The organism is Caballeronia sp. BR00000012568055, from assembly GCF_029439455.1.
Classification (GTDB): Bacteria; Pseudomonadota; Gammaproteobacteria; order Burkholderiales; family Burkholderiaceae; genus Caballeronia.
On the sequence record NZ_JAQFVG010000230.1, the window covers coordinates 2,480 to 14,397 of the forward strand.

General features: G+C 59.2%; 9 protein-coding genes. 6 read left to right on the plus strand and 3 right to left on the minus strand.

The window, feature by feature from the left end:
- The coding region (locus tag P7F28_RS10345) for a glycerate kinase (protein ID WP_277184391.1) at positions 1–1,082 on the minus strand (1,082 nt) is incomplete at its 3' end.
- 153 nt (positions 1,083–1,235) lie between these two features.
- On the opposite strand from P7F28_RS10345, the gene P7F28_RS10350 reads away from it, so the two are divergent.
- Positions 1,236–2,639 carry a PLP-dependent aminotransferase family protein gene (locus tag P7F28_RS10350; RefSeq protein WP_277184392.1) on the plus strand — a complete coding sequence of 468 codons (1,404 nt, stop codon included), beginning with the start codon at positions 1,236–1,238 and terminating at the stop codon, positions 2,637–2,639.
- A 105-nt stretch (positions 2,640–2,744) separates the two neighbouring features.
- Positions 2,745–3,578, plus strand: a complete 834-nt coding sequence (locus tag P7F28_RS10355) for a sugar phosphate isomerase/epimerase (RefSeq protein ID WP_277184393.1) — start codon at positions 2,745–2,747, stop codon at positions 3,576–3,578.
- Between the two features lie 101 nt (positions 3,579–3,679).
- Here the strand turns inward: P7F28_RS10355 and P7F28_RS10360 are convergent, their stop codons facing one another.
- Together P7F28_RS10360 and P7F28_RS10365 are read right to left on the minus strand one after the other, a co-directional pair.
- Entirely contained in the window at positions 3,680–7,150 is a 3,471-nt protein-coding gene (locus P7F28_RS10360; protein ID WP_277184394.1) for a hypothetical protein, read from the minus strand.
- A gap of 9 nt (positions 7,151–7,159) precedes the next feature.
- Complete coding sequence (locus tag P7F28_RS10365; protein WP_277184395.1) at positions 7,160–7,744, minus strand: hypothetical protein; 585 nt, start codon at positions 7,742–7,744, stop codon at positions 7,160–7,162.
- A 269-nt stretch (positions 7,745–8,013) separates the two neighbouring features.
- On the opposite strand from P7F28_RS10365, the gene P7F28_RS10370 reads away from it, so the two are divergent.
- From P7F28_RS10370 to P7F28_RS10385, 4 genes are all read left to right on the plus strand, one after another.
- Positions 8,014–8,352 (plus strand): hypothetical protein, encoded by a 339-nt coding sequence (locus P7F28_RS10370; protein WP_277184396.1) that lies wholly within the window; start codon positions 8,014–8,016, stop codon positions 8,350–8,352.
- 291 nt (positions 8,353–8,643) lie between these two features.
- Entirely contained in the window at positions 8,644–9,945 is a 1,302-nt protein-coding gene (locus tag P7F28_RS10375; protein WP_277184397.1) for a gallate dioxygenase, read from the plus strand.
- 26 nt (positions 9,946–9,971) lie between these two features.
- Complete coding sequence (locus P7F28_RS10380) at positions 9,972–11,321, plus strand: aromatic acid/H+ symport family MFS transporter (RefSeq protein ID WP_277184398.1); 1,350 nt, start codon at positions 9,972–9,974, stop codon at positions 11,319–11,321.
- A 20-nt stretch (positions 11,322–11,341) separates the two neighbouring features.
- The coding region (locus tag P7F28_RS10385; RefSeq protein WP_277184399.1) for an amidohydrolase family protein at positions 11,342–11,918 on the plus strand (577 nt) is incomplete at its 3' end.

The window sequence follows — 11,918 nt, forward strand, 5'->3', positions numbered from 1 at the left end:
CCGCCGTGTCCTTTAATCACGCTGTTATCGCCGATATGCGTGGTGACTTCGCCGGAACTCAGCAGCACGCAAGGGGCTTTGATCGGATTGCCATAGGTCTGAATCTCGCGTGCGATCGACGCGAAAAACGCGCCTGCATCGCGGCTTTCGCCTTCAAGAAACGACGTGACGATCATCGCGGGCAAGCCCATGTCTTCGCAGATTTCCTTCGCGTAGATGCACGAGTCCGGCAGCGTGTTGAGCAGGAAATACGTGTTGTCCGGAAAGGCCTTGGGCGTCTCCGCTTCGGGACCGGCGTTCATCAGAAAATCGACAACGCTCTTGGGCATTCTGTCCGCCACATTGCGATTCACAATGGTCGCGCGTGCGTCGTCGAGCGTGGTCATGTCGGGGCCGATCGGCGTGCTTTTGTACGCGGCGTAGGGCACAGCGATATTGCCGGTGGCGGGCGAACCCACGGCATCGCTGATACCGAAGCCGATCAATTCCGCGCCGACGGCCTGAATACGCTTGGCGAGCATGCCGCCGTTGAGCGCGGAAATATGGCGGCGCACGGCGTTGATTTCATAGATACCCGCGCCGGATTTGAGCAACACATCTGTCGTATCGATCTCGTCCAGAAGCGAGATGCCATCGATCGGACACGACATCAGCGCGGAAGAACCGCCGCTGATTACGGCGATAAACAGATCGTCCGGACCTGCTGCATCGACCAGTTCGATAATCTTGCGCGACGCGCGATGCCCTTCTTCATTCGGCAACGGATGCCCGCCAACGAACACTTCGGTTTTGTTAAAACGATCGGAGTCCTCACGAATCTTCACGATGGCGATACCGTACGTCAGCCGATCGCCGAGCACGTGATCGACCGCCATTGCCATGTGATTGCAGGCCTTTCCCGCGCCGATCAAATACACATTGCGCTTCTTCGACAGGTCCCACGAACGCGTGCCGATATGCAGCGTGTCGCCGTCCAGACGCATGATGCTTTGAATGCGTCGATAACTGTCGAGCCTTTCGAGCGTGCGGTCTGCGATTTCCAGAACGATGCGCCGCGATTCGACATCGCCTTGAGAAAGCATTGCTGCGGAGTTGCGTATCTTTTTCATACGAGGAGGAAGAAGGTTTGCCGTAGCTGCAATTTAGGCAAACGCCCTGCACAGATACATGTACACTTGATCAAGCCTGCGGATCGCTGTACAGGCGTCGCTACCTGCACACATCAGAGTCCTTATATGAAGCCCGTACTCACGCTCGATCCCGCTTCGGAAACGTCGCTCACCATGCAGATCGTGGCGGGCATCGTTGTGGAAGTGGAGGAGAAGCGGTGGCGGTCCGGCGCGCGCGTGCCGAGCATTCGTGCGTTCGCGCAGGCGCACGGGGTATCGACCTTTACGGTGGTGGAAGCGTACGATCGGCTGGTCGCGCAAGGTGTGCTGGTGGCGCGGCGCGGCTCGGGGTTTTATGTGTCGGAGCGCAGGCTCGGCGCGCCGCAGCGGACCGCGGAAAAGCTCGACGAAAAAGTGACCAACGGCTGGCTCGTGCGCAATTTTCTCGGTGCGAGCGAAGGCGCGATTCACGCGGGCGCGGGCTGGCTGCCCGAGACGTGGTTCGACAGCGAAGGCATCGCGCGGTCGCTGCGGCAGTTGGCGGCGCATCCGGAGCATTTGCTCGGATACGGCCACGCGCGCGGTTTCGACCGGCTGCGCGAACAGATCGTGCGTCAGTTGGGCGAATACGAAATCGAAACCGATGTCGGCGGCGTGATGACCACGCTGGGCGCGAATCAGGCGCTCGATCTGGTGATCCGCCAGTTCACGCAACCCGGCGATGTCGTGATGGTCGATGAACCGTGCTACAGCGACCTGCTGGTGGCACTGCGCATGCGCGATGTCGAAACCATCGGCATTCCGATGACGCCGACGGGGCCGGATATCACCGCGATGGAAACCGCGTTCGAGGCGCATCGCCCGAGGCTTTATTTCACCAATAGCCGTCTGCACAATCCGACCGGCGCGAGCTATAGCTCGGCCGCCGCATACAAGGTGCTGAAGATCGCCGAGCGGTACGACTGCCTGATCGTCGAGGACGATGTATCGGCGGATCTTGTACAGGGCGCGCATTTCACGCTGGCGTCGATGGATCAGTTGAAGAATGTGATCTACGTCGGCAGTTTTTCGAAGACCATTGGCGCGGGATTACGTGTGGGCTTCGTGGTCGCGGACCACGCTGTACTCGAAGGCTTGCTCTATCAAAAGCTCGTTTCGGGCATGTCGACGCCGACCGTCACCGAGCGTCTCGTCAGCGCGATTCTTGCAGAAGGACACTATCGAAAGCAGACCGAACAATTGCGCGACCGGCTCGCCGCTGCGCAGGAAAAGACCTGCCGCAGGCTGGAGGCTAGTGGCTTCGAAGTGTTTTGCGAGCCGCGCTCGGGCATGTTCGTATGGGCGAGGCCGAGCGGTATCGACATGGATTCGTCTGTGCTGGCGGCGCGCGCGCTGGAGCAGAAAATCCTGCTTGCGCCGGGACATTTGTTTTTCGCGGGCCGCATGAAGACCGGCTGGCTTCGTTTCAACGTCGCGCATTGCAATTTCGACCGTCTATACGCCTTTCTCGCCGATACCGCCGCGCGGTAACTGTGCAGTTCGCCGCGCCTGTACAGGTATCGCAGCGTGTACATGTCGTCGATATTTTCAGCGAGTGAGCATATGAAGAACGGAAAACACTCGGAGAAAGTACGCATGAGCCACGACCTTTCGCGCTTCGCGATCAATCAGATCACCACGCCCAAGTGGACCATGCCCGAGGCGCTCGAAGGCTACAAGCGCCAGGGCGTGAGCGGCATCGCGGTGTGGCGGCAGTTTCTCGAAGCGTATGGCGTGGCGCAGACGCGCAAGCATCTGCGTGAACTGGATATGTGGGTGCCCTCGCTGTGCACGAGCGAATGGCTCAACGTTGGCGTGGAGCAGAGCATGAGCACGGCGATCGATACCAACCGCCGTTTGCTGGATGCCGCTGCGGAAATCGGCGCGGCCTGCCTGATGATGGTGGTCGGCGGCATGCCGCCCGACAGCAAGGATATTCAGGGCCAGCGCGCCCGCGTACGCGATGCCTTGTTCACGCTCCTGCCGCATGCGCGTGAAGTCGGCGTGAAACTCGGCCTCGAACCGCTCCATCCGATGTACGCAGGCGACCGCAGCGTACTCAATTCGATACGGATTGCCAACGATCTGTGCGATGAACTCGGCGAAGGCGCGGGTCTCGTTCCCGATGTCTATCACTGCTGGTGGGACCCGGCGTTCGAAGCGGAGTTGCGGCGCGCGGGACCGGACCGCATCATCACGTTCCACTATTGCGACTGGCTGGTGCCGACGCGCAATCTGCGCGATCGCGGCATGGTCGGCGACGGCGTGATCGATATTCCGCGCATCAAAGGATGGCTAGACGATATTGGCTATACGGGTCCATTCGAATTGGAGATTTTCTCGGAACTGGACTGGTGGGAGCGACCGGGTGAAGAGACGGTTCACGTGGCGATTGAACGATGTGGGCCGCATGTGGGTGCGGCGTCATGAATCGTTCGATATCCTTACGTCTGCGCCAACACTGTCGCCATAGAACGCTCGAGCGCGATATCGAGGGGCGTTTGAAAAGGGCCGATCAAAGTCGGGCGCGTTTATCGATAGCGCGTTTGGCGCAGCAGCGCCTCGGTAATGACAACGTTATCCCGGTTTTTTGTGAGCAGTTTCTTGAGCTTTTCTTGCACCGGCGCAGCGGGGTTGTCCTCCCAAATAAGTTGTACAGTTCCTGTCGCGCAGACAAGATGTAAAAACTCGTCGGACGCTGTTTCGAGAGCGTCGGCCGTTGTGACCAACAGTGGTTGAAACGGCGCCGAAGTGATGCTATCCGTCGTTTGTGAACGCGGACTCGACTTGAGTACGATTGCCACCTGATTCACAAGATCAGGATCACCCATACCTGCTGTGATCTCAAAGCCGCCCTGTATCCATGAAGCATGTCGGCGCATTTTGGTTGAGTTGTTCAGATGCTCGAAATAGCCCACCACGGCATGCTCGAATACCATGTTGAAACCCAGTATGGTCATCGCTTTCTGGAGCACGAGCGCCGGAGGCCCTTCGTCTTTTGTAGAATCGTCATGGGCGTTGAGCACGCTCATGATGAGGCGAGTCCAGTCTTCGATCGTGGGGTTGAACGGCCTTCGTTCGAACACGAGCGCGGGCCCGACTCCATTCGCCGCGCACACGATGAGTTCGAAGGGATACGGACGCCTGGAGCCCGAGCTTGGTACGTTTCCGAGGACGATGCCATAGTACATCCACGCTTCGATTTCGACGGAACTCCATCTTCCGAAGCTGTCGCGGGATATGGCGGCGAGTTTGTTTGCGACCTCGACACCGGCGACGATAACCGCGCCTGACTTATCGGTCCGGTCCCAGCTATTCGCGTCGAAGCTGGGTGAAAGCTGAAAAAATGTGGACACGAGGTTCATCTGGAAATCGGCCAACATGCGCCGCTTCGAAGGGGTGTCAAGCTCGTTGAAGAGAAGACCGCTCGAGAGGGTCTCGAGCCCCTTATTGATTGCCTCGTAAGCGGGGCGCGTCTTCTTGAGCTGACTGACTACGGCGGCAACGACTATGGCGGCATGCAATACCTCGAAGTTGGCAGTGAGCATGTCCCGGAATTTTTCGAGAATCTCGGCACTCTGCGCCAGCGTTTGTGGGTCCGCGTCCAGGTCAATGATCTCGCGAATGTAGCGCCGCGCCGCCGCCATCTGCGTGGCAGGGCGATCGGTGGGCAGAATACCGTAGGTCTCCGCAAGCAGCTTGAATACGTCATGCGTGGAATTCGCTTGCACCCGTTCAAACAGAATGGGACGCAGACTTACCTCGAATTCATCGATGAAAGAGATGTGCTCTTGAGCTGCAGTCAAGAGTTCGTTCACGCGTTCAGCGCTTGGCTCAATTTCGTCGGGCGCGGCGTTTGATGCTCCCCGCGGGCCGGAATGGGGTTTCGCACGCAAGGGCATAACCTCCGAAACCCGCTTGCGGAAGTTGAAGTAGGCTGGCCGCGATTTGTCGGCTTCCAGCACAGACTCGTTGCCGTGGCGGACACACAGCAGCACGTTCTGCCGGACTGCAACGGACCGTACCGATGCCTCGGTTCCCGGCTCTCGCGATCGTTGAGGAAACCTGAACGATGGTTGAGCGCGGCTGAGCTCGCCAGCGAGGCTGAGCACGATGCTCTGGAGCATCGCCTTGTCAGCGTCGCTGAGTATGGGTTTGCTTGTGGCGCTTTCTTCGGCCATGCCGCTGTCCGTCACGCCATCTGGTTGAATCGCACCCAGTTCATCCAGGTTCATGCGCCGCTCGAGAATGCGCCAGAGATTGGCAAGTCCGCTCTCGCTCAAATCGACACCCGGCGCGTCGCGCCGCCATTCACGTGATATGTGATACAGGGCGTCCATCAGCACGAGGCGACGCAAGGGCAATTGCTGAAGCCATAAGTCGATATCGCGCTTGCCGAGTTGATGTTCGATCGCCACCTGAAGGGTGATGTCGATCGTAAATACCGGAGACTGGCGGATTTCCTCGGTGGTCAGTTCGACCGTGTCGGCGGGCGTGCCCGGCGTTGACCACGGGTCTCGGGTGCGCAGCGCGAGGATCTCACGCGTCAGATCGAGTGCGTGCATCTGCGAACGATGGCGCAAGACCCATTTGAGCAACTGCCGATCATTTTCCACTTCATCGTCTTTTTGCGCATCCAACAGGCGGTCGAGATACGCGTCCAGATCGCGTGGTTGGTAACAAACGAAAACGGCGTGTGTGAAGTAGGAGTAGATCGGACCGTAGGCCCTTTCGCGCTGATTGTGCGTAAGGTATTCCAGGTACCCGCGGTCAGTCAGAAAACACGAAAAGACGTTTTCGGCCATCAGCTTCTTCAGATAGCGCGTCATGGTTTCGAGCCGCTGGCAAAGCTCGTCCATCTTGTCCAACTCGTCGATGACCAGCACGGGAGCGAGACCGGCGTGCTTGAGCCGCTCCATCAAGGTGGGCAGCACACGATCGAGCGTTCGCAGCGAGAGATCGGGAATAAAGGTGCGATCCACTTCGCGCGCGCGCTTTTCATGCTTCGTGGATGTGCGCTTCATGACCAATCCCGCCGTGAGCGCTGTCGTGATGCCTAGCGCCGCCGACGGCAGCAGGTCGTGCTGGCCCGCCGCTGCGCCACCGAGTACGACGGCCCCCGACAGCACGGTTACCAGAGGCTTCACGAGTTCGCCGAGGTTCAAGCTATTGGTTTCGGTGTGCTCCGATTTCTCGCTGACGTGGTTGGACTCTCGTCCGCTCATGGTGCCGGAGATGCGCTGATGCGCCGTGCAGATTCCGTTCAACGCAACCAGCTCGCGCGCGCCCTGATCTGGCGGCATCGGATTGCTGCTGCCTTCGAGCGGGAGATGCAAGATGCCGGTTTCGAGCGCGCCGAAGCTATCGTAAAACTCCCGTAAGCGCGAGGCGGACGGATCTTCCATTAGCTCGATTTCAAACTCTGCAGCGAGTTCGGGCCATTCTTCGACATTCTGCCGAAGCTCTGCATTGCGTCCAGCCGGAGCGCGCGACGAATGCGGCCGGCCGGTCGGCTGCAAGGCGCGTTGCGGATTGTTCGCGCGGGCATGCATTGCATCCGCGAATGCCCGGATCACCCCCTTGTGCAGCCCGAGAATGATCTGGACGAGCGCGTACTGTGTGTGTTGCTCGACCTCGTTATCTCCCTCGTCAGTGGTGGGCTTCTGATCGAATATCCGTGACCATAGTTCGTCGTTCGGCGCAGGGCGCGCAGGCTCGGGGCGGAACAGACTCGGACCGTGTAGAAAAATGGGCAATGGACGACGCTTTACGGATTGGCTCGATGCAAGATCCTGCACCTTTCGAAGCACCCCGTTCACCAGTGTCGTCTTCCCTGAGCCACGATGGCCGGCGATCAGGATCGAGCAACCCTGCGACTGGCGATTGCAATATCGCTCGAGTTCGTGCTGTACAAGCCGGCTCGCCGTTGATTCGGCGATGATGGGCACCGCCTCCGTCTGCGTGCTGAGCGGGTCGACCACGGGCTGAACATGAATCGCCATTGCCGCGCCTTATTTCGATTGCGCACTGTGTGCAGCTTCTGAAGCCGGCGCGTCCCGGCCCAAAGCGGGATGAGTCTGATTCGAGTCGCTTCGGAAGGCGGCTTCGATGATTGTCATCGCGAGCAGCAAGGATGCAATCGAGAGCGAGGCGGCGACAAGCAGCTGCACGAGGTCCGACGAGACGAACCATCCGGTTGTCGAACCGCCGAAACCGCCCCAATGCCTGCGAAAAGAGAAGTTGTGCTCGTGGTTCGAAAAGACGGCAGAGACGCGCCTGCGTGCGATCGACGCAAAGATGAGCGCGGTTGCTCCGACCATGACGACAGCGAGCAGTCGCACCAGGGCATCGATCATTCCGGTGGCGCGCGACGCCACACTGTTTTCGCCCGCGCCGGACGCGGTAACCGCAGCAGATGCCTGCTGCGCAGTCTTGCTCTTACTGTCCGGAGCCACCACGTGAGCGGCAGACGAGGCGTCGCTTTCGGATGCATGCGATGTGTGCGTCATACCCGCGACGAAGAGCAGCAGGAGCAGCGCGACTCCGGCTCGCACCCAGTATGCGGCCGCCTTTTTTGAGCAGATCACGTATCCCATCGGTTTGGCTCTTTATAATCGATGCAGTCCTATCTGAATGAGGCCGCCTGTCGGGCGTTCATGTGAGTTTAGGATGTACGCGGGACAATGCAAGAACGGCAGGAAGCGTGGTCACGGACGTTGTCTGGCGCAGTCGCATATGTGCCCCATCCCACATACAAACCAATACCGTCCATCTAGTGTCTGACAATAATCGGCCTCCTGAATAATTCAGCCCGTCCGGGCGCAATGAACGGAACACGCGTCAGCGCGAACATGCGAGGCTCAAGATGGCGAGGATGATGGCATGTATCGCGGCAATGCTGATCGCGTGTCCTTCGTTTGCCTTTTCGATTGTTTGCAGAGGATCAGCCTATCGGGTCAATGGCGACTATATGATGCAAAGCTGCCCAACAGGAGACGATCCGGCGCCTTGCATGAACACCATGCATTACGCAGTCGAGACCTTTCTCGATCTCGGTGATCGCTACGAGCGCAACTTCCCGTATGGCAAGGTCGTCATATACAAAAGCACGTATCAATTTTCGATCACGCTTCCCGCCAGTCACATCGAAGAGCGGGGCGTCTGCAAGTTTGATTCCTCTTCCGGCGCTGCACCGGGTCTTTGAACGATCGCACCGGCTCGTTGAGCCGCCGCTGCTTTTCCGCCGTTCTCTTGTTTTTCTCCCCGCGCTTCGTTTTGCGTCCTGCTTCTTCCCCCATCAGTTTTAGTTATCGCGTTATCTGTTTGCTGGCTGGCCACGATACACCGTGATCCCATCGCCACAGGCCTCTTCCGTGAAGTGAGGGTATCGATTCACGATACGGATCATGGTTTACGCCTACTGACGCACGCCGCGCGAACCGGCGTATCTTCCGCCCATCCCCAAATCCCTCGCAGCACCGCAAGGAGCACCCGCATGGCACGCATCATCGGCGGCATTGCCGCATCGCACACGCCGACCATCGGCTTCGCGTTCGACAAGAACAAGCGCGACGATCCCGTCTGGGCGCCGATCTTCGACAACTTCGCGCCGCTCGCGGACTGGCTGCAGGAGAAAAAGCCGGACGTCGTCGTGACCATCTATAACGACCACGTTACGTCGTTCTTCTTCGACCACTATTCCGCGTTCTCGCTGGGCGTCGGCCCCGAATGGCGCGTTGCGGACGAGGGCGGCGGCGCGCGCGATCTGCCGCCGATCAAAGGCCATCCGGAATTCGCCGCGCATCTCGGCACCTCGCTCATGTCGGATGAATTCGACATGTCGTTCTTCCAGAACAAAGCGCTCGATCACGGCTGCTTTTCCCCGTTATCGATGCTGTGCCCGCACAAGCCCGAATGGCCGATCAAACTCGTGCCGCTGCAAATGGGCGTGCTCCAGCTGCCGGTGCCGAGCGCGCGCCGCTTCTACAAACTCGGTCAGGCGCTGCGCCGCGCAATCGAAAGTTATCCTGAAGATTTGAAGGTGGCTATTCTCGCGACAGGCGGCCTGTCGCATCAGGTGCACGGCGGGCGCGCGGGCTTCAACAATACGCCCTGGGATCAGCGCTTTCTCGATCTCTTCGAGCGCGATCCCGAGCAACTCGCCAGCATGACCATTGCCGAATATGCGGAATTGGGCGGCTACGAAGGCGCCGAAGTCATCATGTGGCTGACCATGCGAGGTGCGCTTTCGGCCAACGTGGTCTGCAAGCATCGCAGCTACTATCTTCCGTCGATGGCAGGTATTGCCACGGCAATTTTTGAAGGTGAGGACGGCGAAACAAATCCGGCGGTGATCGAGCGGCATCGTCAGAAGATGGCGGCCGAACTGTCTGGCGTGGACAAATTGGAAGGCACCTATCCCTTTTCGATCGAAACGGCCGTGCGCGCGTATCGCATCAACGACTTTCTGCATCGCATGGTGGAACCGGCGCATCGCGAAGCGTTCAAGGCAGACGAAGAAGCGAGCTTCGAAGCATTCGGCCTGAGCGAGGAAGAACGCGATCTCATCCGCCGACGTGACTGGCGCGGCATGCTGCATTACGGCGTGATCTTCTTCATGCTCGAAAAACTCGGCGCGGTGACGGGGGTATCGAACCTGCATATTTATGCGGCTATGCGCGGCGAAACGCTGGAAGCATTCCAGAAGACACGCAACGCACCAGGCGCGTTGTATTCGGTCGCCGGCAAAGCAGCAGGCAAGCTCGATTGGGACAAAGCGGATAAAGCGAAAAGCTAAAAACGGAATAGGGACGGAGACGACACATGGACATCGGAAAAAATATCGACATCAAGCGCTTTATCGACGAGAGGCCGATCTCGGGATACCAATGGCTGCTGGTAGTGCTGTGCTTCCTCATCGTGGCGGCGGACGGCATGGACGTGGCCATCATGGGCTTTATTGCGCCGTCGATCATCGCGGACTGGCATATCTCGCGGCCTGCATTCGGGCTGGTTATGAGCGCCGCGCCCATCGGTCTTGTGATCGGTGCGCTCGCGGCGGGACCGGCTTCGGATCGTATCGGACGAAAGGGCGTTTTGATTACGTCGGTGTTTTTGTTCGGTGTCTTTACTATTGCTACAGCCTTTACGAATTCGCCTGCCACCATGGCGATTCTGCGTGTGCTGACCGGCATTGGCTTAGGCGCTGCCATGCCGAATACCACGACGCTGCTCTCCGAGTATGCACCGCAACGCAAGCGCGCCTTGCTTATCACGATCATGTTCACGGGCTTTAATCTCGGCTCCGCGCTGATCGGCTTCGTTGCGGGATGGCTGATTCCTGCGCACGGCTGGCGTTCGGTGCTGGTCTTCGGCGGCGGCTTGCCGCTGCTGCTGATCCCACTGCAAATCTGGCTGCTGCCCGAATCCGCACGTTTGCTGGCGGTACGTGGCGCGACCTCGCAACGTATCGGCAAAGTCCTCGGCCGTGTCTGCAGCGCGCGCTTCAATGGCGATGAAACGTTCATCTCGAACGAGCCGCCTCTGCCGACCAAGAAGCCGATCGGCGTGCTGTTTTCGCACGGCTATGGTTTCATGACGATTTCGCTGTGGGTGACATATTTCATGGGCTTGCTGGTGATTTATCTGCTGACCGGCTGGCTGCCCACACTGATGAAAGATGCGGGCCTGAGCGTCAGCGCCGCAGCCAACATAACCGCGATGTTCCAGATCGGTGGCACCATCGGCGCGATTCTTGTCGGCTGGATCATGGATCGTACGCGGCCCGCGCCCGTTATTTCCGCGGCTTATCTCGGCGGCGCGGTGTGCGTGCTCGGCCTGGCGTGGATCGGTGCGATGTCGTCATCGCTGGCCATGCTGGTGTTTGCAGCGGGCTTCTGCATGAGCGGCGCGCAGACGGGTTTGAACGCGTTCGCACCGTCGCGCTATCCGACCGTTGCGCGTGCGACGGGTGTGTCGTGGATGCTCGGCATGGGACGTTTCGGCAGCATCTTTGGCTCTGCGTTCGGCGGTGCACTGCTCGGATTAGGCTGGCAGTTCGGCGCGATTCTCGCGATGCTCGCCGTGCCTGCCACGCTTGCGGCCATCGCGCTTCTTGTGGCGCAGAGCACGCATGTGGATGAAGCGCACGCGCAGACGGAAGCGGCTCACTAGTTACTGGAACAGGAAAAGCAATGATCATCGATATCCACGGCCATTACACGACCGCGCCGAAAGCGCTCGAAGCGTGGCGTAATCGGCAGATTGCCGGCATCAGCAATCCTAAGGAAATGCCGGCCGTTTCCGAACTTAAGATCAGCGATGACGAACTGCGCGAATCGATCGAAATGAATCAGCTTCGGCTGATGCGCGAGCGAGGTCTCGATCTCACGCTGTTCAGTCCGCGTGCGAGCTTTATGGCGCATCATATCGGTGATTTCGAAGTGTCGAGCACATGGACAGCGATCTGCAATGAACTCTGTTTCCGTGTGAGCGAGCTGTTCCCGAATCACTTCATCCCCGCCGCGATGCTGCCGCAAAGCCCCGGCGTGGGCATCGCGACGTGCATTCCGGAGCTTGTGAAGTGCGTGGAGCAATACGGCAATGTGGCGGTCAATCTGAATCCTGATCCGTCGGGCGGTCACTGGACCAGCCCGCCGTTGTCGGACCGTTACTGGTATCCGATCTACGAAAAGATGGTCGAATACGACATCCCCGCGATGATCCACGTAAGCACGAGTTGCAACGCGTGCTTTCACACGACCGGCGCGC

Coding starts and splice junctions, on each gene's coding strand:
- P7F28_RS10350 (WP_277184392.1), top strand. CDS start 1,236: ATGAAGCCCGTACTCACGCTCGATCCCGCTTCGGAAACGTCGCTCACC.
- P7F28_RS10360 (WP_277184394.1), bottom strand. CDS start 7,150: ATGGCGATTCATGTTCAGCCCGTGGTCGACCCGCTCAGCACGCAGACG.
- P7F28_RS10355 (WP_277184393.1), top strand. CDS start 2,745: ATGAGCCACGACCTTTCGCGCTTCGCGATCAATCAGATCACCACGCCC.
- P7F28_RS10375 (WP_277184397.1), top strand. CDS start 8,644: ATGGCACGCATCATCGGCGGCATTGCCGCATCGCACACGCCGACCATC.
- P7F28_RS10370 (WP_277184396.1), top strand. CDS start 8,014: ATGGCGAGGATGATGGCATGTATCGCGGCAATGCTGATCGCGTGTCCT.
- P7F28_RS10365 (WP_277184395.1), bottom strand. CDS start 7,744: ATGGGATACGTGATCTGCTCAAAAAAGGCGGCCGCATACTGGGTGCGA.
- P7F28_RS10380 (WP_277184398.1), top strand. CDS start 9,972: ATGGACATCGGAAAAAATATCGACATCAAGCGCTTTATCGACGAGAGG.